The following is a 25,779-nucleotide window of genomic DNA, read 5'->3' on the forward strand; positions in this document are numbered from 1 at the left end:
AACCCAAGCCAAATATTAACTTACCCACACTTTTGAAACACCTAAGAACCATTTTTAACAGGGATAGTTATGACTAATGAAACCGCCTCCGGCATTGTGACAGGCCATAACCTTTTATCGTGTATCGGTGAACTGGCTGTGGCTGACTTCGATAACTTGTCGGACTGCACACGTATCGCAACCAGGTCAGCCGACCTCTCTCATGATCGATTTTCCAATTCAAACCACTGGCTGGAAGAATATGTGCGCACGTTAATGTTCTTGGGTTGGTCGCTTCATGAAGACGTCATCACAACACGCAGTCGCTCAGACATTACAGGGAGCATCGCCGATTACCTTGTTCAGCGTGCGCAGACCATGAAGGACCCGAGACAAGGGAACGCCATGATCGACACGCTGGATGCCTTGAAACCTGATAAGCCTGCTGTGTTTTCACTGGACGAAGAAAGCCTCAAAGGGCGTCGTTTCCAGGTGGTGCCTTCCCGCTGCGACGCAAGCGGAAATCTTCACATGGCCGTTTTTAATCTTGAGCTGGTTGCCGAGACAGACAGGAACAGCTTTTTGTTTTGGCCGTGGGAGAAACGATCAGCAACACTTATTCAGCAGAGTGCCTTCCTCAAATTAAACAGAGGCATTCTCGACACAAAAAGGGAGCTTATGGCGAACAAGCTCCTTGCTCAGGTCATGAAGCGATTTGTCTTGAGGAAAATCGCTTCTGGAAGACCCTGTTAACCAAGCGGCTTCAGGTCGGGATGCTCGCCGTACCAGCGAGGCGTGTAGACCCAGTTGCCTCCTTCTAAACGCGGAAATACACAAGTAGTGGAGGAGCCAACGATCACCATGGTGCGCATGTCGACTTGATCCGGAGTCAATTGACCGAGCGTGGTTACACGCAAGGTCTGCCCCGGACGACCAATGTCCCGTCCCAGCACGACCGGTGTCTGAGGCTCACGATGACGGGCAACGATTTCAAGCGCCTGCCCAAGTTGCCAGGGACGTGAACGCGAGATCGGGTTGTAGAACGCCAGGGCCAGGTCAGCTTGAGCCGCCAGATCCAATCGTTTCTCGATGATCGACCAGGGCTTGAGGTTGTCCGACAGCGATAACACGCAGAAGTCATGACCCAAGGGTGCGCCGGCCTGAGCTGCCGTAGCCAGTGACGCAGAGACGCCGGGCAAGATCTCCAGATCGACGCTGTGCCACGCTGCATCGGTGGACTCATGTAGCGCTTCGAGCACAGCGGCGGCCATCGCAAACACGCCCGGGTCGCCAGACGACACAACCACCACCGACCGTCCTTGTGCCGCCAGTTCGAAGGCGTGACGGGCACGCTGCATTTCTTCGCGGTTGTCGGTGCAATGCAGTACCTGATCGTCACGGAACGGTCCCGCCATCCGCACGTAAGTTTCATAACCCAGCACATCATTGGCCCGAGCCAGTTCGGCCTTGACCGCCGGCACCATTAGCTCGGCGGCACCCGGCCCCAGGCCAATGACTGCCAAACGCCCACGTGGACGGCCGATCTGCAATAGATCCAGCGGCTGCTCCGCGACCGCAATTGCAATGCTGTTGTCCCCCAGCATGCAAACGGGTTGCCCGATTGCCTGCCGGGCCAGCTCATCGACACCCGCACCGGCCTGCGCAAATCGCAATGGCACGCCCAACTCAAGCGCCGCTTCACGCAGCACCGGATTGGCCATTTCGGTATCGACCGCCAACAGACAAGCCACCGATTGCACAGCGATTTTTGCCTGATGCAAGGCCTCGCGAACCACGTTCGGCAAATCTGCGACGCCGGCGCTGACGGCCACCAGAACATTGCGCGGATAGATCAGCAATTCGTTGGCCGCCGGGATACGTTCAGCATGGCTGACATGTACCGCCAGGCGCGCCTGAGCATCTTGAGGCAACTGCGCCTGCGCCAGCCATGGCGCCGAGCCCTCGATGCGTACCGTTTCCCCGGCCAGCAGGTCGGAGACAAATCGCTTGCCCAGTTCCAAATCACCGAGGGCATAACCGCTGGGCGGATTGAGCAGGCAAGTGCCAAAACGCAGCTCACCACTGGTGGTGATGGCCGGCGCAACAGCGAGATGTGCACCGATTTCCCGCGCCATCACGTTCACACCGCCAAGACCACCGAGCAACGGCACCACCGCGCTACCGTCTTCAGCCACGACCAGCACCGGTGGCTCGGCGCCCTTTTCCAGCAGTAGCGGTGCCAGAGTGCGGATGACGATCCCCGCCGCACACAGGGCGATGATCGGCGTGTCCTGCTGATAAAGCTCACGCAGGGTCGTACCGAACTCGTGATAGGCACGGTCCGCGCCATCGACCCGCCCAGCCAGCCCATGGATCAAGGCTCCAGGGTAGAGCTTTTGAATGTCGCGTGCGGTGGCGAGGCTGCCATTGCCAAGAATGACAATCGCCGGGAATGGATGAGTCATCAGCCTTGCCACCTTTCACCGGGAACGATGATCAGCGAGAAGTATGGCGAGGACATCGGTTCGACCTGGTCCAGCGGCACGATTTTCTGGTTGGCCATGGTCGCGCGTTCGACGTAAAGCGCCCGCTCAGCCAACCCGAGTTCCTCCAGTACCTGGCGAACCTTGGGAAAGTTGCGTCCCAGTTTCATGATCACCGCGGCATCGGCATCGGCCAGGCGACGCTTGAGCTCGTCATGGGGCAGCACGCCGGACAACACCGACAGGCTCTGATTGCGATACACCAGCGGCGCACCGAGCACCGAAGCGCCACCCAGCATGGAGCAGACACCCGGCACGACTTCGGCCTGATAACGCTCGGCGAGCCGGTCGTGCAGGTACATGTAGGAGCCGTAGAAGAACGGATCGCCCTCGCAGATCACCGCCACATCACGACCCGCATCCAGATGCACGGCCAGTTGTTCGCCGGCGGCATCGTAGAAATCGCTGATCACTTGTTCATAGGACAGCGGCGCCGGCAGAGCCTCGGTGGTCACCGGGTAAACCAGCGGCAGCAACGTCTGCGCGTCTTGCAGATGCGCCTCGATGATGCCGAACGCATTGCCCTTTTTCCCCTTGGCGACGAAATACGCCACCACCGGCGATTCACGCAGCAGGCGCAAGGCTTTGACGGTAATCAGTTCCGGGTCACCGGGGCCGACGCCCAGGCCGATCAAGCGTCCAGGTTGCTGCATCATTCGATCTCCGTGGCGAGGGCATTGACAGCGGCGGCGGCCATGGCGCTACCGCCCAGGCGACCTTGCATGATGACGAAAGGCACGCCACGGCTGTCCGCCGCGAGCATCGCCTTGGATTCTGCTGCGCCGACGAAACCCACCGGGAAGCCGAGGATCAGCGCCGGTTTCGGGGCTCCGGCATCAAGCATTTCCAACAGATAGAACAGTGCGGTCGGGGCATTGCCGATCACCACCACGCTGCCTTCCAGGTGCGGACGCCACAGTTCCAGGGCGGCGGCGGAGCGGGTGTTGCCCAACTCGCGCGCCAGCTCGGGAACGCTTTCATCGCGCAGGGTGCAGATCACCGGGTTGTTCGCTGGCAAACGTGCGCGGGTGATGCCTTCGGACACCATCCGCGCATCGCACAGAATCGGCGCACCGGCGGCCAGCGCATCGCGCCCGGCCTTGCCCGCGCCTTGGGAAAACTGCAAACCGTCGATAGCCTCGACCATGCCGCAGGCGTGAATCACCCGAACCGCGAGTTTTTCCAGATCGGCCGGAATTCGCGCGAGGTTGGCCTCGGCACGAATGATCGCGAAGGAGTTGCGATAGATCTCCTGACCGTCGCGGATGTAATCAAGCATCAAGGGGGCTCCGTGAGCGGGCATCGAGCAAGGCTGCGACCGCTTCAATAGTAAGGTGGCGTGCGTGCAGCGCGCCGAAACCGGGCTGCGCTGCATCGCGAAAATAGAGATCGTAGTGTCCGGGGGCAACCGCCAGCAATGTGACGGGGGCGATGTGCGCGGCGGCACAGGAACGCGAGCAACCACTCAGGTGCACGTTCAGCACCTGACCATGACGTTTTAATAGCGCGGCCATTTGCAGGGCATCGCCCTTGGTCTCGGCCAGGCTTTTGGAACAGCCGCTTGAACCGGTGCAGGCGATCATACGGGTCAGAGACTGATCGGGATCGCAGAACAACCCCATTCGCTCCAGGCTTCGAATGACCTCGGCGGCGTCTTCGTTGCGAACGGTGGGCAACAACAGGCTTTGCCAAGGTGTGAAGCGCAAAGTCCCGTCGCCGAACCTGGCCGCCAGTTGCGCAGCACCCCTCAGCATCACAGGGTCAAGTCGTCCCAGAGGCGGCACCGCCCCAACATACACAACACCGGCCTCGGCCTGGGGGTGAGCGCCAATGTGCAGGGGCCTTGAATCCAAAGTGCGTCGCCAATCGGTCATGGCCTGGATGGATAGGCGCTCGGCCAATCGATTGAGCAGGATTTCCCTCGAATGCTCGGCCAACAAATGACGCATCCGCGTTTGCTCGGGACGCGCCACTTCAAGGAACATATCAAGCACCGCGACCACCAGTGCATGACCATCGTTGAGTGCTACCGAGCCTGCGGATGTATCCGTGGGGCACCCGGCCAGACCGAACGCCCATCGTTTTTCACCATCCTGCTCAAAAGCCGAGAGCCACAGATCATGGGGATGCTCAAGCATTGCCAGGCTTTCACCGCCATCGAGTTGCACGGCGAACTTGGCACTGAGGTCGTGAAAGCGCGCGTTCCCCTGGAGCGTGTCCAGGATCCGTTCGGCCAACGGGCGGGTGTCGAACAGCATTGTTCGATCGATGCCGGCTCCAGGGCTGAGCATCAGATTGCGCACATCGTCTCCGGCGGCGGTCGTCGGTCCCAATCCACTGGCCATGAGACTGTCGATCAAGGGCCCGTGTGTACTGCCAATGCCACGAATTTGCAGATTGGCGCGGTTGGTCGCCTCGATCACTCCACTGGCGAAACGCTCTGCGGCACTGGCCACAATGTCGGCCTGAACCGCAGTGATCGAACCGCCATTCAACTTGATCCGGCAAATACCGCCGTCCAGGGCCTGGACGATACGCAGCAACCCCGGGCAGGCCGAGGGACGTAAAGCGGAGGACATCGGGCGTTCGTTCAAGGGCGAGACCGGGAATGAGGGAAAGGCACTTCGCAAGCAAAGGCGCGGTATTATGCCTGCTTTGTTCGACGGCATGAAAAGCCTGCCCGTCGGAACAGCGCGTTTGAGGAATATAGATGTCGCCCTGGCTGACAGTAGTGGGAATCGGTGAAGACGGCTTCAAGGGCCTGGGCAAAAACGCCCGGCACGCTCTGCTGAACGCTACCCGGATCATCGGCGCGCAACGGCAACTGGATTTATTGCCGGCCTGCATTCGTGGCGAGCGGCAGTTGTGGCCCAGCCCCTTTACCCTTGAGCCGGTTCTGGCCAGGCGTGGCGACTCCGTCTGCGTCCTCGCCAGCGGTGATCCGATGTTCTTCGGGGTGGGCGCCAGCCTTGCCCGGCAACTGTCCAGCGATGAAATGCTGATTCTGCCTGCGCCCTCCTCCTGCTCGCTCGCCGCTGCCCGAATGGGTTGGCCGTTGCAGGATGTGGTCACACTTTCAGTGGTGGCTCGCCCCGTCGCCGCGCTCAGCGCCCAGTTGTTCAGCGGTGTGCGCTTGCTGGTCTTGAGCAACGACGGTCGCAGCCCCGCCGCCGTCGCCGCGCTGTTGCGTGAGCGTGGGTTCGGCCCGAGCCGCCTCACCGTACTGGAGCACCTGGGCGGCGTGGCCGAACGGCGTATCGACGGTATTGCCAGCGACTGGGCCGACCCCACCGTTGCCGACTTGAACTTGATCGCCATCGACTGCATCGCGGAACCGAACACACCACGCCTGTCGCGCCTCGCAGGTCTGCCGGACTCGGCGTTCAAGCATGACGGCCAACTAACCAAGCGTGACGTGCGCGCGATCACCCTCGCTCGCCTGGCCCCGGTGCCCGGCGAACTCTTGTGGGATGTCGGTGCTGGCAGCGGTTCGATCGGTATTGAATGGATGCGCGCCCACCCGAGTTGCCGGGCGCTGGCCATCGAGGCCGATGAGGGTCGACAACAGTTGATCGAGCACAACCGCGATACCCTGGGCGTACCCGGCCTGCAGCTGATTCGTGGCCGTGCGCCGCAAGCCCTCGGAGGGCTCGAACGTCCGGATGCCATTTTCATCGGTGGCGGCGTCACTCGCGAAGGCATACTGGACACCTGCTGGACCGCCCTCAAACCTGGCGGCCGACTGATCGCCAACGCCGTCACGCTGCAAAGTGAAATGACCCTGATGGCCTGGCGCGAACGCCAGGGCGGCGAGCTGACGCGCATTCATATCGCCCAGGCCCAACCGCTGGGCGACTTCGACACCTGGCGCCAGGCCTTGCCGATTACCCTGCTGGATTTGACGAAACCTCTCGATGCGTGACGAAACGGCCGAACAACCCGCGCCGCTGCGTAGCGGCCTCACCACGGGCAGTTGCGCCACGGCAACCAGCCTCGCGGCGGCTCGCCTTCTGCTCGCCGGCGCGACCGCGGATGCAGTGGAAATCGTCTTGCCCAAGGGCAAACAGGTACAGATGCGCCTGGAGTTCTGTCGGCTGACCGACGACGGTGCCGAGGCCGGCACGATCAAGGATGCCGGCGATGATCCCGACGTGACCCACGGTGCCTTGCTCTACTCCCAGGTGCGACTGCGCGCAGAGCCGGGCGTCGGGTTCAATGCCGGACGCGGTGTCGGCACTGTCACCCGGCCAGGGCTGGTGCTGGGCGTCGGCGAACCGGCGATCAACCCGGTGCCGCGCAAAATGATCACCGAACACCTGACCCGACTGGCCGAAAAACTCGGCTATCAGGGCGGCTTTGAGGTCACGGTCAACGTCGAAAACGGCGAGGCCCTGGCGCTGAAAACCATGAACCCACGCCTGGGGATTCTCGGCGGCCTGTCGATCCTCGGTACCAGCGGCATCGTCAGGCCGTTTTCCTGCGCCGCGTACATTGCCTCGATCCATCAAGGCATCGACGTGGCGAAAACCAACGGCTACCTGCACATCGCCGCGTGCACCGGCAACGCCAGCGAAGACACCATGCGCCGGGTCTACAACCTGCCGGAAATCGCCCTGATCGAGATGGGCGACTTCGTCGGTGCGGTGCTCAAACATCTGCGCAAGGTACCAGTGGACAAACTGAGTATTTGTGGCGGCTTCGGCAAGATCAGCAAACTGGCAGCCGGGCACATGGACCTGCACAGTCGCCATTCCAGCATCGACCTGCCGCAACTGGCCGATTGGGCCGCTGCGATTGGCGCCGATGCGACGCTGCAGCAAGGCATCCGCGAGGCCAATACCAGCCAGCAAGCCTTGGCCATGGCCAGCGCCGCCAATATCGCCCTGGGTGATGCGGTGTGCCGGCACGCCCTGGACTTTGCCCGCAGCGTGGTACCGGCACAGGTGCAAGTCGAGGTGTTTGCCATCGATCGCCAGGGTGGGATTGTTGGCCATGCTGGAGTTTTTCAATGAAACGCATCCTGTTACTGGGCGGTGTGACCGAAGCCCTGGCCATCGCCCGCACGCTCGGGCCGGAACATATCTACAGCCTGGCCGGCATCGGCCGGGTGCCAACGGACCTGACCTGCCAGGTCCGCGTCGGCGGCTATGGCGGTGCCGAAGGCCTGGCGCAATTCATCCGCGAAGAAAGGATTGATCTGCTGCTGGATGCCACCCATCCCTACGCAGCAACCATCAGCCAGAACGCCGCACAGGCGTCGCGCTTGAGCGGTACTCCATGCTGGGCACTGCGACGTCCGGCGTGGCAGCCCCAGGCCGGGGACGACTGGCGTGAAGTCAGCGACTGGGCCGAACTGATCGAAGCCCTGAAACCCTTTCAGCGACCGCTGTTCACCCTGGGCCGCGAGCCCTTGCAGCACCTGGACGAAATCCCTGCGCATCAGTTCTGGACCTTGCGCGCGCTGGACGTGTACCCGGGCAACGAACGCTGCGAAGTGATCGGCGCACGCGGGCCGTTCCTGATCGACGATGAGCGCGAGCTGTTCGAACGTCGGCAGATCGACGTGCTGATCAGCAAGAACAGTGGCAGTACCGCGACCGAACCGAAACTGGAAGTAGCGCGCGAGCGTGGGGTGCCGGTGTTGGTGTTGAAGCGGCCGGTGTTGCCGGGGGTTGAGCGGGAGTTTGGGTCGGTCGGGCAGTTACTGGAAGCTTTGTTTATGTCAGACCATTCCTAAGACCTGCAGAAGCAAATGAATTCGCTGACAACTTTCCAGGAAGACGCTGGCTGTTTCTCTCAATAGCTTCAACTCTATATTCGTTTTCCTTTAATCCGATCAAGTACATAGACCCGCCATTGAAAGGGACGGTTAGATCCCCTGAAAGGCTTCTTGCCAACTTGTATCCCAAGGAATACGATTCCTGACATGATCGACTTCGAACGATCCCATGTGTTTGCCGACTGGCTCAACTCATTGAAAGACACGATCGGCAAGGCTCGCATCATCGCCAGACTCCGGGCCGCCGAACATGGAAACTTTGGTGATTGCTTGTCCGTAGGGGCGACGGTTTATGAAATGCGCGTTCATCATGGTCCCGGCTACAGGGTGTACTTCACACGCCGAAGTGAAGTGGTGTATCTGCTGCTGGTAGGCGGTGACAAGTCGACTCAAAAACGCGATATCAAACGCGCCATTCAAATGGCGCAGAACATCGGAAATGAGGAGTGAATCATGACCGAACAATTCGCCCGCTTTGATGCCGCTGAATTCCTTAATTCTCCGGAAGAAATGGCCGCATATCTGGATGCCTGCTTTGAAGAAGATGCAGGTGACGGGGTTCTGATACGCGCAGCACTCAACGACATAGCTCGCGCACAGGGTATGACACAAGTAGCCCGTGATGCTGGTGTAGGTCGAGAGAGTTTGTACAAAGCGCTGAGCAGCACTGGCAATCCGGAATTCGCGACTATCATGAAGGTTATGAAAGCCTTGGGTATGCGTTTGCATGCTGTTGCTATCTGATTGCGCTGCGACACCACACCGCACGCCGCTTTTTTACTTATCGGCATTGATCAGGCTAAATAGCCGCGCCTGATCGCCCACTCAACCGGATCTGTCCCATGACCCGACAACGGCTCGCAATTGCCTGGATAGCCTGCTTCGCAGTGCTGTTCAACATGCTCGCCATGCCGATGTCCGGAGCGATGGCGCAGTCGGCTAAGTCGCCTGCCGAACAGTTGTTGTGGGGCAGTTTCTGCTCGTCCAGCGGCACCAAAATGGTCGCGATATCGCTGGGTGAAATCGAGAAAAAAGTCTCTCAAAGCGACGATCATTCCAACATGCAGCATTGCTGGTGTTGTTCAGGCTCCGCGCCATTGGTGGCACTGCCCGGACATGAGCCGCAGTTGTATTTCACGCAGTTCGAGGCCAATCGAAACCTGCCCCCCACTTCATTCAACACCCCGACACCGCGCCAGCAATGGCCAAGTCTCAACCCCCGCGCCTCCCCTCTGGTGTGATTCCTTCTCGCAATTGACCTGCGTTTTGAATCGTTCTGGAGAACCATCATGTTGAATAAACTCTTCGTTGTGGCCGCGTTGCTGCTGCCTGCCTGCTTTGCCAATGCTCACGAGTACAAGCTCGGGGAGCTGGACATCGCTCACCCCTGGTCGCAGGAGTTGCCGCCCAGCGCGCCGAACGTGGCGGCCTATTTTGTGATTCACAACGAAGGCAAAACACCCGACCGGTTGCTCAGCGTCGACTCGCCGATTTCGGGCGAGGCCCAATTGCACGAGCACGTGATGCAAAACGACATGATGAAAATGCAACACGTACCGAGCGTGGAAATCCCCGCCGGTGGCGAAGTCACGTTTGCCCCCATGGCCTACCACGTGATGCTGCTGAACCTTAAGGACCGCAGCCTGCTGAGCGATGGCAAGCGCTTCCCCATGACCCTGCACTTCGAGAAAGCCGGCGACGTGACGGTTGAAGTGGTGGTGCAGAAGCAGGCGCCTGAAGACGGGCATAAGCACGCGCACGTCCAGTAATCGGCCGAGCTCAAAACGCCCATGCGCCCGCTTAGCGCCAGGTCATCCAGCCCCCGTCGTCAGCCATCAAGCCTGACACGCGGCAGCTGGATCAGCCTGTTCGCCATGTTGATGATCTTTGTCGGCCCGCTGGTTTCCCAGTCGATGCCGATGGATTCGCGCGCGACCATGAGCATGTCCATGGATATGCCGGCACTGGACCACGCCGAGCACGGCGCGCAAACCAACGCCGAACACTGTCCGCCGCAGGCCGGGCATCACGCCATCTGGGAAAAATGCGGCTATTGCAGCCTGTTGTTCAATTGCCCGGCACTCACCGGCGGTGCGTCACTCAACGCGCCCGCCACTCTGCCTGCCAGTCATTTCACCACCCTGTCGCCACGCCTGGGTCATGCCCGGCAGACCATTTTTCCCGGCGCTCGTACCCGCGCCCCGCCCATTAACGTGTAGTCCCGCACCCCATAACTAAAAGATCCGAAGCACGCGGAGCACACGTGATGAAGCAGCCAAAAGTGAATTTCTACAACCTGGCCTGGCGCTGGCATTTCTATGCCGGATTGTTCGTAGCGCCTTTCATGGTGATGCTGGCCCTGACCGGCACCCTCTACCTGTTCAAACCGCAGCTCGACTCGCTGATGTACAGCCACTGGCTCAATGTTCCGGTCGGCCACCACAGCATGGCGGCCGACGACCTGCTCGACCGTGTGAAAGGCGCTTATCCACAGGGCACGATCAAGCAGTACCTGCCACCGATCAACGCCGAACGCAGCGCCCAGTTTGTTGTACTCGATAGCGGCAAAGAGCTGAACGTATTCGTCGACCCTTACCGCGGCGACATCCTCGGCGAGCAAGACGCCAAGAAAAACCTGCAAGCCATCGCCCGGGCGATCCACGGCGAACTGATGATCGGCACCGTCGGTGACCGCCTGGTGGAATTGGCCGCCGGTTGGGGCGTGGTGCTGGTGGTGTCGGGGGTGTTCCTGTGGTGGCCACGCGGTCAGGCCGCCGGCATCCTATGGCCACGCCTGAGCAGTCGCGGCCGGGTGCTATGGCGTGACCTGCATGCCGTGACCGGATTCTGGGGGGCTTCGCTTCTGCTGGTGATGTTGCTCAGCGGCATGACCTGGACCGGTTTCTGGGGCCAGCAATACGCAGCCGTGTGGAACGTGTTCCCGGCGGCGATGTGGGATGACGTACCGAAGTCCGATGTCGAAGCGCGCAGTCTCAACGAGGCTCATCGCCAGACTGTGCCATGGGCCCTGGAAAACACGCCGATGCCAATGTCCGGAGACCATGCCGAACACATGGCCCACGATGGTGCGCAAGCCGGCCCTGCTGCGCCAACCATCAGCCTGCAAGACGTACAAAACATCGCCGTACAGAACAAGGTCGAACCCGGTTACAGCATCACCATGCCTAAAACCGCGACAGGCGTGTTCACCATCGCGGTATTCGCCGATGACCCGCGCAACGACGCCACCCTGCATATCGATCAGTACAGCGGCAAGGTCCTGGCTGATGTGCGCTACGAGCAATACGGCACCGTCGCCCGCGCCACGGAAATCGGCGTGATGCTGCATGAAGGCAAAATGTTCGGTGTGTTCAATCAGATCATCGTGCTGCTGATCTGCCTGATGATCCTGCTCAGCGCCGTCAGCGGCGTAGTGATTTGGTGGAAGCGTCGCCCGCAAGGCAAGCTCGGCGTGCCGCCACTGCGTCATGACCTGCCGAAATGGAAAACCGCGATGGTGATCATGTTCGCCCTGGCGGTGGCATTTCCATTGGTGGGGGCTTCGCTGGTGGTGGTCTGGCTGCTCGACAGGCTGCTGCTGTCGCGCTTCACCCGACAAACTGAAAGCGCCTCACCTTCATCATGAAACAGGCGAGATGCGCGGGATTGAAGGCGCTGTAAACTTCCCGCGCATTTCTGTCGTCCGGCTTTTCTCCTGACCTTCAGACCGCCTTCGCGAGCAGGCTCGCTCCCACATTTGATCGCATTTCAATGTGGGAGCAAGCCTGCTCGCGAAAGCGGCATCCGCTACACCGAATACTTCAGAGTAAAAGCATGACCTCGCTCAACCTCACAAACCTCACCTGGTCCCCATTGGGCCACGGCCACTGTCATCACCAGTTCCAGCTGCGTGATGCCTCGCTGCAGGTGGCCGTCGGTGAGTTCGTCGGGTTGATCGGCCCCAACGGCAGCGGCAAGACCAGCCTGTTGCGCTGCGCGTGGCGCTTCAACAAACCGGAAAGCGGCGAGGTCCGGCTCGATCACCTCAACGTATGGCAACAATCTTCACGCTGGTGTGCGCAACGCATTGCCGTGGTGTTGCAGGAATTCCCCGAGGCTTTCGGCCTGACCGTCGACGAGGTGGTCGCCATGGGCCGCACGCCACACAAAGGCCTGTTCGATGGCGATACCCTGGAGGATCGAAACCTCGCCACCCAGGCCTTGGAATCCGTCGGCCTCAAGGGCTTCGAAGACCATGCTTTCTCCACCCTGTCCGGCGGTGAGAAACAACGCGTGATTCTTGCCCGCGCCCTGGCCCAGCAGCCGCAATTGCTGATCCTCGACGAGCCGACCAACCACCTCGACCCGCGCTATCAACTTGAGTTACTGCGGTTGGTCAAGCACCTGAAGATCGGCACCCTGGCCAGCATCCACGACCTCAACCTCGCAGCGGCTTTCTGCGATCGGCTGTATGTGATCAACCACGGCCGCATCGTCGCCAGCGGCACACCGAAAGAGGTCCTGACCGCCGCACTGTTGCGCAACGTGTTTGGCGTCGAAGCGCTGATCGATGAACACCCCTTGCACGGCTACCCACGAATTACCTGGATCACCCAACCATGAGTTTGCGTTCCCTGCTGTACGTTTCCCTGTTGCTGGGTAACGCCCAAGCCTTTGCCGAGGCCACGCACTACCCGTTGACCATTCGAAGCTGCAACCGCGAAGTCACCTTCCTGCAAGCGCCGAAACACGCGGTCAGCCACGACATCAACATGACCCAGATGATGCTCGCCCTCGGCCTCAAGCCGCAGATGGCCGGGTACAGCGGCGTGTCTGGCTGGAAGGCGGTGACGCACCAGATGCAGGGCATCCTCGATGGCTTGCCGGAACTGGCGGCCAAGTATCCGTCGGTGGAAACCCTGCTCAACGCCAACGTCGACTTTTTCTTCGCCGGTTGGGATTACGGCATGCGCGTGGGCGGAGACCTTACACCGCAGACCTTGCAGCCACTGGGCATCAACGTCTATGAGCTGACCGAGTCCTGCGCCTTCGTCATGAAGCGTCCACCGGCCACGCTGGAGGACACGTACAACGACCTGCGCAACCTCGGGAAAATTTTCGACGTGCAGGATCGCGCCAATGCCTTGATCAGCCAGATGCAGGCGCAAGTCGCCGGGATTCGCAAAGACCTGCCCGCCGACAAACCAAGGGTGTTCCTGTATGACAGCGGCGAAGACCGGGCCATGACCTCGGGTCGCCTGGGCATGCCGCAAGCCCTGATCGATGCCGCGGGCGGGCGCAACGTGCTCGACGATGTCGAGGCGAGCTGGACCCGGGTCAACTGGGAGAACGTGGTCGAACGCAACCCGCAGGTGATCGTGATCGTCGATTACGGCGAGGTCACCGCCGAACAAAAAGTGCAGTTCTTGCTGAACAACAAGGCACTGCAATCCGTGGATGCGATCAAGCATCAGCGCTTCATCGTCATCCCCTACGTGCAGGCCACGCCGGGCATCGACAATGTGCTGGCAGTGGCCACCCTGGCCAAGGGTTTCCACGGCGAATGATCAATCGTCGCTACCTGTTGTTGCTGATAGCGCTGGGCGCGCTGTTGCTGGTGTCGTGCGTGGTGTCGCTGGGTTTCGGCCCGGCGCGGGTGGCGGTGGATGTGGTGTGGCGGATTCTGCTGCACAAGCTGTTCGGTTCAGGCATGCCCGACTGGAGCGCCGGTCAGGAACACATCGTCTGGCTGATCCGCGTGCCGCGCATGTTGCTAGGTGCGCTGGTGGGGGCCGGGCTCGCGCTGATCGGCGCGGTATTGCAAGCGGTGACGCGCAACCCGCTGGCCGATCCGCATTTGCTCGGGGTGACGTCCGGCGCAACCTTGGGTGCGGTGATCGTGGTACTGCATGTCGGTGAAATCGTCGGCCTGCTGACCTTGCCCATCGCCGCCTTCATCGGCGCATTGTTGAGCATGCTGGCAGTGCTGATGATCGCTGCCCGCCACGGTCGCCTGGACAGTGATCGCCTGTTGCTGTGCGGTGTGGCGGTGTCGTTCGTGATGATGGCCATCGCTAACCTGCTGCTGTTTCTCGGCGACCACCGCGCCAGCTCCGCGGTGATGTTCTGGATGCTCGGCGGGCTCGGGTTGGCGCGTTGGGAGCTGTTGGCGCTGCCTGCTTGCAGCGTACTGCTCGGCCTGGTTTTGCTGCTGGGCATGGCGCGGTCGTTGAATGCGTTGATGACCGGTGAGCAGACGGCCGTGACCCTCGGCCTGAATGCCCGGGTGGTGCGTTTGCGGGTGTTCGTGATCGCGTCGCTGATGACCGGCATACTGGTGTCGATCAGCGGCTCCATCGGCTTTGTCGGGCTGATGGTGCCGCATATTGCCAGGCGCCTGATCGGGGCCGAGCACCGGCGTTTGTTGCCCGTGTGCGCGTTGCTGGGCAGCCTGTTCCTGGTGTGGGTCGACGTCGTTGCGCGAACCCTGATCGCCCCCGAAGACTTGCCGATCGGCGTGGCCACGGCGGCGCTCGGCGGATTGTTCTTCATCGGGCTGATGCGCAAAAAATGATCCCGTCAGCTTGCACCTGCGGTCGCTGCGCCCATGCCAGGCGGTTTGTTACAACTCCTCTCGATTCCTGACAATGCCGGTCGCGGGGGGCTGTTGTCGGCGCTCGCGCCACTTGGTGCCCATGCGTCCGACCTGCCTCCAGTAGGTCCCGGCTATCAGCACCCTGAAATCCCCGAGATCGATCAGTTGGGAGATGAACTCACCGGGGGAAAGGCCCGCCTCCCACTTCCCCCCCGAGAACACGGCCTGCTTCTTCAACAACAAGCCTTTTTCGGCCAGTGTGTTGGCAGGCGTATACCTGATCAACACACCGTGAGGGGTTGAGTAGTAATAATCCTTGATCATGAATCCTTTGCTGAGGAGGGCGTGGGTATGCGCATGAACCTGGAACGGCGAGGTGAAATTGGCGTAGACCTGCTCGATGTCTGGAGCGAGGGTCGTGTTGCCGGAAAGATACAACTGGTGGGATGCCACGACTTTGAAACCGGCGGGATAAATGGTTAATGGATCAAGGCGCGTCACGACACGATCGTTCGCGGTGCGAAAGATTCGATCCATAGGATTACCCCCCGAAGCAGAGCGTGCCAACGGTTCAATCGGAACGAAACAAGGCGCGGCATCGATAAGCAATAACGTTCGAGAAAGGATCGCGCTTTCGAATCCACTGTCGAAGACGTCACCGGTACTCGCTCGCTGCTGGACATAGCGCGCGGCATCATCGGCATGATGGAAGACGGGCCCCAGTGTCGGCTCCGGATTGGCAGCCCAGAGTTCAACAGCCGAGACATCCGCCCTGCGCGGCTGCCAGTTTTCGTCGACCACCCCGTGACGTGACCAGTACTGGCTGGTCACGATGACCTCGAGTTTGCCCGCCCGTGCCATGCGCTGGATATAGCTCGAGAGATCGAACCTGCCTCGCGAAACGTCACTTGCATCGCGCGTTGCCTGCTCCAGGGAAGCGAAGGTGTTTTTCCTGAGTTGAATCTCGCCGAACTTGTCATAAAACTCGCCAGGCTCGAAGGCATTCATTTCGTATCGCAACAGCGCACCATCGGCGCAGGAAAAGTAGACAGGCCTATATCCCTGAGGGCTGTCCGCTGCCGCGCAAATGTAATGAACATCCAGTGGGGGCAGAAAAAACTGCCCGACGTCCGGGTCGTTTTCCCGGGGGTATTGCGCACTGATGTACACCGCCTGCATTGCATGCCCATCAGGCAGTGTCCCTTGCGGAAACACTCGATCGAGCGCCATCCTCGAATGCCGGGTCTCTACCGGCAGGCTGGCGGAAAAAAACCTGTTGCGGGTTCTGCGCAAAATGAAACCGAATGCCTGCGCGGCCCGATCCCCCACAGCCTCGTGCACATGGCGCGCGACTGCGCTTTCTTGAGAAAAGACCGGACTGCAGGCCGGCTCGTTCACAGCCTTGGTGTCATCCATGAGTTGAGGCAACGCCGCAGGAGACGGCGGCCACCCTGTCACCGTCCCGCGCCCTCCCCAAAAGCGACCGCCGGTGACGACCTGCAAATCGCCCGATTTGGCCAGTGAATCGACCCACGCACTGGGGTTCAATGTGCCGTCATGAATTCTTTCCTTGATGACTTTTCCGTCGTAGTTGCCAGGCAATTTCTGGTAGTCATTGAAGGTCGCGTTAAGCAGGGCCCATAAGCGGCTCAGCAGCCCCGTGCGATAGCGAATCAGTGAGCCATCGGAGGCGAACAGGTACTCATCGAGCCCCGCTTGTTCGGGGCGTTTGAAAGCCGTGTAGAGGGTGTCGACCGACAGCATGTTGCGATACGTCTGCTTCTCGATCTCTGAAAGCAAAACCGGAAGCTCTCTTGGCACTCTGGTTCGATATCGCCCCGTCACCCGGCAGTCGTTGGACAGGAGAAACTGAATATTTTCCTGCGGAAAAACTTCGCTGAGATCGAAGTCTTCTCGGGAGATTTCCATGGGGTCGGTGGTCAGGTACAGGCCATCGGACCGGACCAGGATCACCCCACCGAAGATTCGGCCCTCCTCGGCGGGGAAACGGCTTCGCGCATAAATGACCGCATCGTCCGGGTTATGGAACAGCGGGCTGAGCCCCTGGCGTTGCAAATTCATGAAAGGAAGCCAATGCCTGTCGACCGGCCAGGGCCTGTCCCAAAGCGCGCTGGTTCGCATCACTGTCAGTCCGCCATGATTGGCGACCAATAGCACAAAGTCTTGAGGCTGCAACTTTCCGCTGGACAGGTTTGCCTTGATCTCCCCCAGCCCCATCTCGGGCGTATCGTCGTCGAACAGCTTGTTTCCCTTGCGATTGTCGAATTTCAACAGCGCGCCATCCTGGGTGGAAATGTACAACGGGATGGGGTTGGGCGACTCCACGACCGGGCGTCGTCGCGAGTAATACACTGCACTGTAGAGATCGTCCGGCACGATGAAATAATGCGTCAGCCAGGATCCCACCTCGACCGATGAATGTTTCAAGCGCTGGCGCGAGTAGAAAAAGGCATGCCGCTGAAACCCTTCCGGATACTGAAAATAGGGCGGCACCTTGGTCACACCGAACAGGTTTTGCGGCTTGAACACATCGTTCCTTGTGTCGCTGTTCGGAACCAGTTCGGTGGCGACATATTCTTCGCGATCCTTGTGCTTGAGAATAAACCCGAACCAGGCTTTCTCCAGGTCGTGCAGGCGCACGTCACGGTTGTATTGATCCTCGGCGGCCTCATCCGCCGAAGAGAAAATCGCACCGAACGCCACCTGCTCGGGCCGTTTCCATTCCCAGGCTCCAGAGGCAGCCGACCAGGTCGCGGTGACCCGCCCGCGCGGGCCCCAAAGTTCACTGTTCATCACCACCGTCAAACGACCAGCTGCCGCCTGTTCCCGGATGAAGCCGCTGGGCAGCAGGTCACCGGCGTCCAGTTCCGCCACCAATGGGCCCGGATTTTTTCCGGTGCCCAGGCGTTTCACGAGCGCTTGCCCAGCCACAGTCGTGGAGGGTTCGAACCTGATCAGACTGTTTTGCGCGCCGGACAGGTACAAGGGCATCTCATCCAGAAAAACCTGCCTGACTTCTTCGACGCTGAACATCTGCAGGCTCAGTGCCGCTTCCTGGCGAGTCCATTTCAACCGCTGCGCCTTCATGGGATCAAGCATCGACAGTGCCTGGTGAGAAACGTAACGCCCCTGCACCACATGCTCATCCGGCAAAACGGGATGACCCGCATTATCCCTGGGATAAAGCGTGCCCAGGCTGAGCGAGTCGATCCCGCCCTCAAGTGGCTCGGTCGCGGTAAAGCGTTTGTCACTGCGCTGGAAAATGTAGCCGGCATACTGTCGGTCACGTCGGCTGCCGACCCGGGCATGGACATAGCGGGCGGCGTCATCGGCCGACAAAAATGCCGGGCTCATCGTCGGCCATTGGAAGTCGGCATAGGGAACCCAATCGAGCCCGACCGGGCCGAGTCGATCCCATAAAGGGCTTCCCCGCAAGACTTCCAGTCGACCGGCCAGTGCCAGCACCGATACAAATTCGCGTGGGCGAAGCGTTCCCGCCTGCATCCTGGTTTGCAGGCCGCCGTCGCTGATGGAGCCATCAGGGTTTTCCACGCTCAGGGCCGTTTCAACCTCAGAACCGCTGAAGCTGTACTTCAGCATCGAGCAATCCTTGGCCTGCATGTATAGCGATAACGGCCTGTCGGCAGCCAATAGCGGCTTGCTCAAGGCCTGACAGGCAATGGCGAGCGCCATCTCACCCGGTGTGAAGAAATTCTCGTAAAGCCATGGCTGGCTTGAGGGGTACAGGGCAGGATCGGAACGGGAAGCGTAATAGAGACCTTCCAGCACATAGCCGCTCGGAAGCTTCAACTGGTTGTCGTCACCGCGTGGAAAAAAGTGGCTCGGGTCCCATGAGGATCTACCTGCAGGCCGGGCCCGGGTCGCGACGTACTCATCACCCGCTCTCTTTTTTAGAACCAATCCCGAAGTCAGCGCCCCCTTGGGTTTCAACGCCGCGAGCACCGCCAATTCGGCATTGGCGCAAATGCTCGTCATCAATGGCAACTCGCTTATCACCCCTTTGGCAAAAGCTTTGCCTGGCTGCCAGTCCGACGGTACTTTGCCGATGGAGCCGCCCCAGTCCGCATTAGACACGATGACTTTAAGCTCACCGACCGAAGCGACTTTGCGGATGGTGTTCTCCACGCCAAAGACCCCTACAGGGTTACCGGGCGGCGAACCCGCCTTGAGCCAGAGGTAATAGCTGAACTCCTCTTTTGAACCGCTGGGTGAATATTTCAACAGCACTTCATCGGGGCCTGAGAGATAGGCGCTGCGAAAAAAAGTGCGCTCCGAGACATCGGCGATGAAATCCATGTCGGAAAAAAAATTGATGAACAGCCTGATAACGGCTTCATCCTTGCCCGGATTGGCTTCGCGGACTTTGTCGTGTGCCGGCGGATGTGAATGAACATTCGCGACACAGGTATAGCCTTGCGGATGGAGATAGTTTCCGTGGGCATCGATAGCCAGAATGGTTCTGAAATCATATCGATTGATCTCGCCAGGCTTTGGCTCGGTGGCGACGAAATCTCCGTTGGGCGTACGCAGAATTACGCTGCCATATTCCCGGTCCGCGGCGGCCGGGATCCTGTCATGCACCCAGCACGCAGCGTCTTCTTCGGTTGCAAACGCCGGACTCAATCCTGGCAAAACGGCGCTGGGGAGAGGTACCGCGGCGCGGGGCTCGCGGCCTGACACATCATTCATGATCGACATCCTTTCAGTAAGAACAGAGTTAGCTGTCGAATGAGTCTGTCCGTACGGTCTGGATGGCCCGCACTACATAGTTATCGTTTGTGTATCCACAGGTGTTGATGCACCGGCGGCAGCGCTCCATCCACGGCCGTGGAAACCATCAAGCAAAAAACAACGGGCACCACATCGGCGCACAACGCGCACCACCCTCCAGATTCGGCGCCACCATGGTGCGCGCTCACCCGACCCACGCTGCGATTTCTCTTTAAAACACAGGCGGCGCGGCCTTGGGCACAGCCCTTGCTAAAGACCCTTCAGTAGTCCGCATCTGCCACCAAGAAAATTCATACGTTCATGGAGATCGCACAATGAAGCGTCGCAGTTTGATCAAGGCTTTCACACTCTCGGCAAGCATTGCCGCGATGGGCATGACCTGGACTGTCCAGGCCGCCGAGACCATCAAGGTCGGGATTCTGCATTCGTTGTCCGGCACCATGGCGATCTCCGAAACGTCGCTCAAGGACATGGCGTTGATGACCATCGACGAGATCAACGCCAAGGGTGGCGTGAACGGCAAGATGCTGGAGCCGGTGGTGGTGGACCCGGCATCGAACTGGCCGTTGTTCGCGGAAAAAGGCCGGCAGTTGCTGACCCAGGACAAGGTCGCGGTGGTGTTCGGTTGCTGGACTTCCGTGTCGCGTAAATCGGTGTTGCCGGTGTTCGAAGAACTCAATGGCCTGCTGTTCTATCCGGTGCAGTACGAAGGCGAAGAGATGTCGCCGAACGTCTTCTACACCGGCGCCGCGCCGAACCAGCAAGCGATCCCCGCCGTCGAGTACTTGATGAGTGAAGAAGGCGGCAGCGCCAAGCGCTATTTCCTGCTCGGCACCGACTACGTCTACCCGCGCACCACCAACAAAATCCTGCGTTCGTTCCTGCACTCCAAAGGCGTGGCCGACAAGGACATCGAAGAGGTCTACACCCCGTTCGGCCACAGCGATTACCAGACCATTGTGGCCAACATCAAAAAATTCTCGGCCGGCGGCAAGACGGCGGTCATCTCCACGGTCAACGGCGACTCCAACGTGCCGTTCTACAAAGAGCTGGCCAACCAGGGCCTGAAGGCCACCGATGTTCCGGTGGTGGCGTTCTCCGTGGGCGAAGAAGAACTGCGCGGTATCGATACCAAACCGCTGGTGGGCAACCTCGCGGCGTGGAACTACTTCGAGTCGGTCGAGAACCCGGCCAACAAGAAGTTCGTCGCCGACTGGAAAGCCTACGCCAAGAAACACAACTTGCCGGGTGCCGACAAAGCCGTGACCAACGACCCGATGGAGGCCACTTACGTCGGCATCCACATGTGGGCTCAAGCGGCTGAAAAAGCCAAGTCCACCGACGTCGACAAAGTCCGCGAAGCCCTTGGCGGCCAGACCTTTGCCGCACCGTCCGGCTACACCCTGACCATGGACAAGACCAATCACCACCTGCACAAGCCAGTGATGATCGGCGAGATCCAGGCTGATGGTCAGTTCAACGTCGTGTGGCAGACCGAAGGCCCGATCCGCGCCCAACCGTGGAGCCCGTTCATCCCGGGCAACGACAAGAAGCCTGAGTATGCGGTGAAGAGCAACTGAGCCACTGGATGTCGGGTGTGAACAGGTTGCTCATGCCCGGCACAATTCCCTGTGGGAGCGAGCTTTTGTGGTGAGGGGATTTATCCCCGTTGGACTGCGAAGCGGTCCCAAATCGGCGAATGCGGTTTTTCAGGAACACCGCATGCGCAGGTTTTACGACTGCTTCGCAGCCGAACGGGGATAAATCCCCTCACCACAAATTCTTGTTCCCACATTTAGTCCGTGCAAGGCGACTCTCTATGCCCACTGCCCTTTACCGCTTGATTCTTGCCCTCGCACTTTTGCTGCCGATGGCCTCGTTCGCCAGCGACGCCGAAGACTTCGTCGCCGCCAACCCCATGCAGCAAGCCAAGCTGCTCGAAACCTGGGCCGCGCAGCCCGATCCGGCGCGCATCGAACTGATCAACGCCCTGCAACAAGGCGAGTTGACGGTCGATGGCCAGCCGAAAACCCTGCGCCTGAACAACCGCCTGCGGGGTCTGATCGACACCGCGCTGGCCAGTCACCAATTGCTCGCCGCCGACGCCAAAATCCGTCTGGTCGCCGCGCAGCAATTGCAGAAAAGCGCTAAACCCGCGCAGCTGAAATTCCTCGATCAACAACTGGCGGGTGAACAGGATGAAAGCGTCCACGCGGCCCTGAGCCTGGCCCTGGCGAACCTGCAACTGGTGGACACCGATCCCGCCGTGCGCCTCGCTGCCGTGCGCCTGCTCGGCGAAACCGGCGACCCGCTGGCCCGCACACGCCTCGAAAGCCTCCTGGATCCGGGCGTGGAAACTGACGCCAATGTGCGCACCGCCGCCGAGACCAGCCTCACCCAGGTCAAACGCAAACTGCTGATGGGCGAACTGCTCGGCCAGGCCTTCAGTGGCATGTCCCTCGGTTCGATCCTGCTGCTGGCGGCGCTGGGCCTGGCGATCACCTTCGGGCTGCTCGGCGTGATCAACATGGCCCACGGCGAGATGCTGATGCTCGGCGCCTACTCGACCTACGTGGTGCAACTGATGTTCCAGCGCTTCGCCCCGCAGGCCATCGAGTTCTATCCACTGATCGCACTGCCGGTGGCGTTCTTCGTCACCGCCGCCATCGGCATGGCCCTTGAGCGCACAGTGATTCGTCACCTCTACGGGCGTCCGCTGGAAACCCTGCTCGCCACCTGGGGCATCAGTCTGATGTTGATCCAGTTGGTGCGCCTGGTGTTCGGCGCACAGAACGTCGAAGTGGCCAACCCGGCGTGGTTGTCGGGCGGGATTCAGGTGCTGCCGAATCTGGTGCTGCCGTATAACCGCATCGTCATCATCGCCTTCGCGCTCTTTGTGGTCGTCCTCACCTGGCTGCTGCTGAACAAGACACGCCTGGGCCTGAACGTTCGCGCGGTCACCCAGAACCGCAACATGGCCGCCTGCTGCGGCGTGCCCACCGGCCGGGTCGACATGCTCGCCTTCGGCCTCGGCTCGGGCATTGCCGGGCTCGGCGGCGTGGCGCTAAGCCAGATCGGCAACGTCGGTCCGGACCTCGGCCAGAGCTACATCATCGACTCGTTCCTGGTAGTGGTGCTCGGCGGCGTCGGGCAACTGGCCGGTAGCGTGTTCGCCGCCTTCGGCCTGGGCATCGCCAACAAGATTCTCGAACCGCAGATCGGTGCCGTGCTCGGCAAGATCCTCATCCTCGCGCTGATCATTCTGTTCATCCAGAAACGTCCGCAAGGCCTCTTCGCACTCAAGGGACGGGTGATCGACTGATGAACCAGCCACTAATGGTCACGGCTACCCAAAAGGCCGGCCCCAAAGTCACGATCGCCGTCGGTGCGGTCATCCTCGTACTGCTGCTGGCGTTGCCACTGCTGTCGTTGTTGCCAGCGGACAGCACGTTGCATGTGTCGGCTTACACGCTGACGCTGGTGGGCAAAATCCTCTGCTACGCCATCGTCGCCCTGGCACTGGATCTGGTCTGGGGCTACGCCGGTCTCTTGTCCCTGGGCCACGGCCTGTTCTTCGCCCTCGGCGGGTATGCGATGGGCATGTACCTGATGCGCCAGGCTTCGGGCGATGGCTTGCCGGCATTCATGACCTTCCTGTCGTGGACCGAATTGCCCTGGTACTGGACCGGCACCAGCAGCTTCCTCTGGGCCCTGTGCCTGGTGGTGCTGGCGCCGGGTTTGCTGGCGTTGGTGTTCGGCTTCTTCGCCTTCCGTTCGCGGATCAAGGGCGTGTATTTCTCGATCATGACCCAGGCCCTGACCTTCGCCGGGATGCTGCTGTTCTTCCGCAACGAAACCGGTTTTGGCGGCAACAACGGCTTCACCAACTTCCGCACCATCCTTGGTTTTGGCATCACTGAACCGGGCACGCGTGCGGTGCTGTTTTTCGCCACGGTGGTGTTGCTGGTGGCGAGCCTGTTCATCGGCTGGCGACTGGCGCAAAGCAAGTTTGGTCGCGTGTTGACCGCCCTGCGCGATGCCGAGAATCGCTTGATGTTCTGCGGCTACGACCCACGGGGTTTCAAGCTGTTCGTCTGGGTGTTGAGCGCGGTGTTGTGTGGTCTGGCCGGAGCGTTGTATGTGCCGCAAGTCGGGATCATTAACCCAAGTGAGATGTCGCCAACCAACTCCATCGAAGCCGCCGTGTGGGTCGCCCTCGGCGGTCGTGGAACACTGATCGGCCCGTTGCTCGGCGCCGGCGTGGTCAACGGAATGAAGAGCTGGTTCACCGTAGCCTTTCCCGAATATTGGCTGTTCTTCCTCGGCGCGCTGTTCATCGTCGTGACCCTGTATTTGCCCAAAGGCGTGATCGGTCTGCTGAAAAAGAGAGGTGAACAATGAGAGTCACTGCGAGCGCTGAATTCATGCTCGAACCAGCCTTCTTCCCGCCACTGGAGCCGAACAAGGACGCCGGCAGCAGCCGTGATGCCATCGGCCTCGGTCAGCGCGTCAGTCCGGGCCTGAACACCCGCCACGGCACCATCCTGACCCTGGAGGACATCAGCGTCAGTTTCGATGGCTTCAAGGCGTTGAACGATCTGAACCTGTACATCGGCGTCGGCGAACTGCGCTGCATCATCGGCCCCAACGGCGCGGGCAAGACCACGCTGATGGACGTGATCACCGGCAAGACCCGCCCGAGTCACGGCAAGGCCTGGTTCGGCGAAACCCTCGATCTGACGCAAATGAGTGAAGTGCAGATCGCCCAGGCCGGCATCGGCCGCAAGTTCCAGAAGCCAACGGTGTTCGAAGCCCTGAGCGTGTTCGAGAACCTGGAACTGGCGCAGAAAACCGACAAGTCGGTGTGGGCCAGTCTGCGGGCGCGCCTCAATGGTGAACAGCAGGATCGCATTGCCGAGGTGCTGCACACCATTCGCCTGACTGCCTCGGTCAATCGCCCGGCCGGCTTGTTGTCCCATGGCCAGAAGCAGTTCCTGGAAATCGGCATGTTGCTGATGCAGGACCCTCAATTGCTGCTGCTCGACGAACCCGTGGCGGGCATGACCGACGCCGAAACCGAATTCACCGCCGAGCTGTTCAAGAGCCTGGCCGGTAAGCACTCGCTGATGGTGGTGGAGCACGACATGGGCTTCGTCGGCTCGATTGCCGACCACGTCACCGTGCTGCATCAGGGCAGCGTGCTGGCGGAAGGGTCGCTGGAGCAGGTGCAGGACAATGAGCGGGTGATCGAGGTGTACCTCGGTCGCTAGACCTGCAAACACTTTTCAAACTGTGGGAGCGAGCCTGCTCGCGAATGCGCTGGGTCAGACAACCTATTTGGTGACTGATACACCCTCTTCGCGAGCAGGCTCGCTCCCACAGGGGACTGGGGGAGAATCTGGAATGCTGCAAGTCGACAAGCTGCACCAGTACTACGGCGGAAGCCACATCCTGCGTGGCCTGACGTTTGACGTGAAGGTCGGTGAAGTCACCTGCCTGCTCGGCCGCAACGGGGTGGGCAAGACCACCCTGCTCAAGTGCCTGATGGGCCTGCTTCCTGCCAAGGAAGGCGCGGTGAACTGGGAAGGCAAACCCATCACCACGTACAAGCCGCATCAGCGAGTGCATGCCGGCATCGCTTACGTGCCCCAGGGCCGGGAGATTTTTGGGCGACTGACCGTGGAAGAAAACCTGCTGATGGGTCTTTCGCGATTTCCAGGCGCCGAGGCGAAGGAGGTTCCGGCCTTCATCTACGAATTGTTCCCGGTGCTGCTGCAAATGAAGCAACGGCGTGGTGGTGATTTGTCCGGCGGCCAGCAGCAACAGTTGGCCATCGGACGAGCCCTGGCCAGCCGTCCGCGTTTGCTGATCCTCGACGAACCCACTGAAGGCATCCAGCCGTCGGTGATCAAGGAGATCGGCGCGGTGATCAAGAAGCTCGCGGCCCGTGGCGATATGGCGATTCTGCTGGTGGAGCAGTTCTACGACTTCGCCGCCGAACTGGCCGATCACTACCTGGTGATGTCCCGGGGCGAGATCGTGCAGCAGGGACGCGGCGAAAATATGGAAGCCGAGGGTGTGCGCGGTCTGGTTACGATTTAATCTGTAGC

At 60.4% G+C, this 25,779-nt stretch carries 22 protein-coding genes and 1 pseudogene; 18 read left to right on the plus strand and 5 right to left on the minus strand.

Features of this window, described 5'->3' with window-relative positions; translation table 11 throughout:
- Positions 1–69: 69 nt before the first annotated feature.
- Positions 70–732: a hypothetical protein gene (locus HNQ83_RS03295; RefSeq protein WP_175387650.1), complete on the plus strand. Its 663-nt coding sequence runs from the start codon at positions 70–72 to the stop codon at positions 730–732.
- On the opposite strand, the gene cobJ is transcribed toward HNQ83_RS03295, so the two are convergent.
- Genes cobJ through cobG form a run of 4 tightly spaced genes read right to left on the minus strand, consistent with a single transcriptional unit; the run spans position 729 to position 5,101 of the window.
- Complete coding sequence (gene cobJ / locus HNQ83_RS03300) at positions 729–2,444, minus strand: precorrin-3B C(17)-methyltransferase (protein ID WP_175387651.1); 1,716 nt, start codon at positions 2,442–2,444, stop codon at positions 729–731. The two genes, HNQ83_RS03295 and cobJ, sit on opposite strands and share 4 nt — an antisense overlap.
- Positions 2,444–3,175, minus strand: coding sequence for a precorrin-2 C(20)-methyltransferase (locus HNQ83_RS03305; RefSeq protein ID WP_175387824.1), 732 nt, complete (start codon positions 3,173–3,175; stop codon positions 2,444–2,446). The genes cobJ and HNQ83_RS03305 overlap by 1 nt, the downstream gene beginning before the upstream one ends.
- Complete coding sequence (locus HNQ83_RS03310; protein ID WP_175387652.1) at positions 3,175–3,801, minus strand: precorrin-8X methylmutase; 627 nt, start codon at positions 3,799–3,801, stop codon at positions 3,175–3,177. Before HNQ83_RS03310 ends, HNQ83_RS03305 begins: the two co-directional genes overlap by 1 nt.
- Positions 3,794–5,101, minus strand: coding sequence for a precorrin-3B synthase (cobG, locus tag HNQ83_RS03315; RefSeq protein ID WP_306154584.1), 1,308 nt, complete (start codon positions 5,099–5,101; stop codon positions 3,794–3,796). The genes HNQ83_RS03310 and cobG overlap by 8 nt, the downstream gene beginning before the upstream one ends.
- Positions 5,102–5,232: 131 nt before the next feature.
- Here cobG and cbiE point away from each other — a divergent pair, with 131 nt between their 5' ends.
- The 12 genes and pseudogenes from cbiE (at position 5,233) to HNQ83_RS03375 (ending at position 14,875) form a co-directional block, all read left to right on the plus strand.
- Positions 5,233–6,444: a precorrin-6y C5,15-methyltransferase (decarboxylating) subunit CbiE gene (gene cbiE / locus HNQ83_RS03320; protein ID WP_175387654.1), complete on the plus strand. Its 1,212-nt coding sequence runs from the start codon at positions 5,233–5,235 to the stop codon at positions 6,442–6,444.
- Positions 6,437–7,534: a cobalt-precorrin-5B (C(1))-methyltransferase gene (locus tag HNQ83_RS03325; RefSeq protein ID WP_175387655.1), complete on the plus strand. Its 1,098-nt coding sequence runs from the start codon at positions 6,437–6,439 to the stop codon at positions 7,532–7,534. The genes cbiE and HNQ83_RS03325 overlap by 8 nt, the downstream gene beginning before the upstream one ends.
- Positions 7,531–8,259 carry a cobalt-precorrin-6A reductase gene (locus tag HNQ83_RS03330; protein WP_175387656.1) on the plus strand — a complete coding sequence of 243 codons (729 nt, stop codon included), beginning with the start codon at positions 7,531–7,533 and terminating at the stop codon, positions 8,257–8,259. The genes HNQ83_RS03325 and HNQ83_RS03330 overlap by 4 nt, the downstream gene beginning before the upstream one ends.
- A gap of 189 nt (positions 8,260–8,448) precedes the next feature.
- On the plus strand, positions 8,449–8,751 hold the full coding sequence (locus HNQ83_RS03335; RefSeq protein WP_175387657.1) for a type II toxin-antitoxin system RelE/ParE family toxin: 303 nt from the start codon (positions 8,449–8,451) through the stop codon (positions 8,749–8,751).
- A gap of 3 nt (positions 8,752–8,754) precedes the next feature.
- The gene (locus HNQ83_RS03340; RefSeq protein WP_175387658.1) at positions 8,755–9,045 is read left to right on the plus strand and encodes an addiction module antidote protein; all 291 of its coding nucleotides are present in this window, start codon (positions 8,755–8,757) and stop codon (positions 9,043–9,045) included.
- A gap of 98 nt (positions 9,046–9,143) precedes the next feature.
- Positions 9,144–9,542: a DUF2946 domain-containing protein gene (locus tag HNQ83_RS03345; RefSeq protein WP_175387659.1), complete on the plus strand. Its 399-nt coding sequence runs from the start codon at positions 9,144–9,146 to the stop codon at positions 9,540–9,542.
- Positions 9,543–9,590: 48 nt separating this feature from the next.
- A complete protein-coding gene (locus HNQ83_RS03350) occupies positions 9,591–10,070 on the plus strand; it encodes a copper chaperone PCu(A)C (RefSeq protein WP_175387660.1) in 480 nt (159 codons plus the stop codon).
- Between the two features lie 21 nt (positions 10,071–10,091).
- Positions 10,092–10,520, plus strand: coding sequence for a DUF2946 domain-containing protein (locus HNQ83_RS03355; protein ID WP_175387661.1), 429 nt, complete (start codon positions 10,092–10,094; stop codon positions 10,518–10,520).
- Positions 10,521–10,567: 47 nt separating this feature from the next.
- Positions 10,568–11,947 carry a PepSY domain-containing protein gene (locus tag HNQ83_RS03360; RefSeq protein ID WP_175387662.1) on the plus strand — a complete coding sequence of 460 codons (1,380 nt, stop codon included), beginning with the start codon at positions 10,568–10,570 and terminating at the stop codon, positions 11,945–11,947.
- Positions 11,948–12,135: 188 nt separating this feature from the next.
- Positions 12,136–12,672 (plus strand): annotated as a pseudogene (locus HNQ83_RS03365) (ABC transporter ATP-binding protein); the annotation flags it as partial.
- Positions 12,673–12,920: 248 nt separating this feature from the next.
- Positions 12,921–13,868: an ABC transporter substrate-binding protein gene (locus HNQ83_RS03370; protein WP_175387664.1), complete on the plus strand. Its 948-nt coding sequence runs from the start codon at positions 12,921–12,923 to the stop codon at positions 13,866–13,868.
- Complete coding sequence (locus HNQ83_RS03375; RefSeq protein ID WP_175387665.1) at positions 13,865–14,875, plus strand: iron ABC transporter permease; 1,011 nt, start codon at positions 13,865–13,867, stop codon at positions 14,873–14,875. Before HNQ83_RS03370 ends, HNQ83_RS03375 begins: the two co-directional genes overlap by 4 nt.
- A 48-nt stretch (positions 14,876–14,923) precedes the next feature.
- On the opposite strand, the gene HNQ83_RS03380 is transcribed toward HNQ83_RS03375, so the two are convergent.
- Positions 14,924–19,627 (minus strand): DUF4329 domain-containing protein, encoded by a 4,704-nt coding sequence (locus tag HNQ83_RS03380; protein ID WP_175387666.1) that lies wholly within the window; start codon positions 19,625–19,627, stop codon positions 14,924–14,926.
- A gap of 356 nt (positions 19,628–19,983) precedes the next feature.
- On the opposite strand from HNQ83_RS03380, the gene urtA reads away from it, so the two are divergent.
- The 5 genes from urtA to urtE all read left to right on the plus strand — a co-directional run bounded on the left by urtA (position 19,984) and on the right by urtE (position 25,771).
- Positions 19,984–21,249 carry an urea ABC transporter substrate-binding protein gene (gene urtA, locus HNQ83_RS03385; protein ID WP_056852436.1) on the plus strand — a complete coding sequence of 422 codons (1,266 nt, stop codon included), beginning with the start codon at positions 19,984–19,986 and terminating at the stop codon, positions 21,247–21,249.
- 239 nt (positions 21,250–21,488) lie between these two features.
- On the plus strand, positions 21,489–22,991 hold the full coding sequence (urtB, locus tag HNQ83_RS03390) for an urea ABC transporter permease subunit UrtB (protein ID WP_175387667.1): 1,503 nt from the start codon (positions 21,489–21,491) through the stop codon (positions 22,989–22,991).
- Positions 22,991–24,070, plus strand: coding sequence for an urea ABC transporter permease subunit UrtC (gene urtC, locus HNQ83_RS03395; protein WP_175387668.1), 1,080 nt, complete (start codon positions 22,991–22,993; stop codon positions 24,068–24,070). The genes urtB and urtC overlap by 1 nt, the downstream gene beginning before the upstream one ends.
- On the plus strand, positions 24,067–24,939 hold the full coding sequence (gene urtD, locus HNQ83_RS03400) for an urea ABC transporter ATP-binding protein UrtD (protein WP_175387669.1): 873 nt from the start codon (positions 24,067–24,069) through the stop codon (positions 24,937–24,939). Before urtC ends, urtD begins: the two co-directional genes overlap by 4 nt.
- A gap of 133 nt (positions 24,940–25,072) precedes the next feature.
- Positions 25,073–25,771, plus strand: coding sequence for an urea ABC transporter ATP-binding subunit UrtE (gene urtE, locus HNQ83_RS03405; protein ID WP_175387670.1), 699 nt, complete (start codon positions 25,073–25,075; stop codon positions 25,769–25,771).
- The last annotated feature ends 8 nt before the right edge of the window (positions 25,772–25,779 follow it).

The organism is Pseudomonas sp. C2B4 (genome assembly GCF_013359695.1).
GTDB lineage: Bacteria > Pseudomonadota > Gammaproteobacteria > Pseudomonadales > Pseudomonadaceae > Aquipseudomonas.

Coding starts and splice junctions, on each gene's coding strand:
- urtD (WP_175387669.1), top strand. CDS start 24,067: ATGAGAGTCACTGCGAGCGCTGAATTCATGCTCGAACCAGCCTTCTTC.
- urtE (WP_175387670.1), top strand. CDS start 25,073: ATGCTGCAAGTCGACAAGCTGCACCAGTACTACGGCGGAAGCCACATC.
- HNQ83_RS03295 (WP_175387650.1), top strand. CDS start 70: ATGACTAATGAAACCGCCTCCGGCATTGTGACAGGCCATAACCTTTTA.
- HNQ83_RS03375 (WP_175387665.1), top strand. CDS start 13,865: ATGATCAATCGTCGCTACCTGTTGTTGCTGATAGCGCTGGGCGCGCTG.
- cobJ (WP_175387651.1), bottom strand. CDS start 2,444: ATGACTCATCCATTCCCGGCGATTGTCATTCTTGGCAATGGCAGCCTC.
- HNQ83_RS03350 (WP_175387660.1), top strand. CDS start 9,591: ATGTTGAATAAACTCTTCGTTGTGGCCGCGTTGCTGCTGCCTGCCTGC.
- HNQ83_RS03325 (WP_175387655.1), top strand. CDS start 6,437: ATGCGTGACGAAACGGCCGAACAACCCGCGCCGCTGCGTAGCGGCCTC.
- HNQ83_RS03370 (WP_175387664.1), top strand. CDS start 12,921: ATGAGTTTGCGTTCCCTGCTGTACGTTTCCCTGTTGCTGGGTAACGCC.
- HNQ83_RS03380 (WP_175387666.1), bottom strand. CDS start 19,627: ATGAATGATGTGTCAGGCCGCGAGCCCCGCGCCGCGGTACCTCTCCCC.
- HNQ83_RS03305 (WP_175387824.1), bottom strand. CDS start 3,175: ATGCAGCAACCTGGACGCTTGATCGGCCTGGGCGTCGGCCCCGGTGAC.
- HNQ83_RS03310 (WP_175387652.1), bottom strand. CDS start 3,801: ATGCTTGATTACATCCGCGACGGTCAGGAGATCTATCGCAACTCCTTC.
- urtB (WP_175387667.1), top strand. CDS start 21,489: ATGCCCACTGCCCTTTACCGCTTGATTCTTGCCCTCGCACTTTTGCTG.
- urtA (WP_056852436.1), top strand. CDS start 19,984: ATGAAGCGTCGCAGTTTGATCAAGGCTTTCACACTCTCGGCAAGCATT.
- HNQ83_RS03335 (WP_175387657.1), top strand. CDS start 8,449: ATGATCGACTTCGAACGATCCCATGTGTTTGCCGACTGGCTCAACTCA.
- HNQ83_RS03345 (WP_175387659.1), top strand. CDS start 9,144: ATGACCCGACAACGGCTCGCAATTGCCTGGATAGCCTGCTTCGCAGTG.
- HNQ83_RS03340 (WP_175387658.1), top strand. CDS start 8,755: ATGACCGAACAATTCGCCCGCTTTGATGCCGCTGAATTCCTTAATTCT.
- HNQ83_RS03360 (WP_175387662.1), top strand. CDS start 10,568: ATGAAGCAGCCAAAAGTGAATTTCTACAACCTGGCCTGGCGCTGGCAT.
- cobG (WP_306154584.1), bottom strand. CDS start 5,101: ATGTCCTCCGCTTTACGTCCCTCGGCCTGCCCGGGGTTGCTGCGTATC.
- cbiE (WP_175387654.1), top strand. CDS start 5,233: ATGTCGCCCTGGCTGACAGTAGTGGGAATCGGTGAAGACGGCTTCAAG.
- urtC (WP_175387668.1), top strand. CDS start 22,991: ATGAACCAGCCACTAATGGTCACGGCTACCCAAAAGGCCGGCCCCAAA.
- HNQ83_RS03355 (WP_175387661.1), top strand. CDS start 10,092: ATGCGCCCGCTTAGCGCCAGGTCATCCAGCCCCCGTCGTCAGCCATCA.
- HNQ83_RS03330 (WP_175387656.1), top strand. CDS start 7,531: ATGAAACGCATCCTGTTACTGGGCGGTGTGACCGAAGCCCTGGCCATC.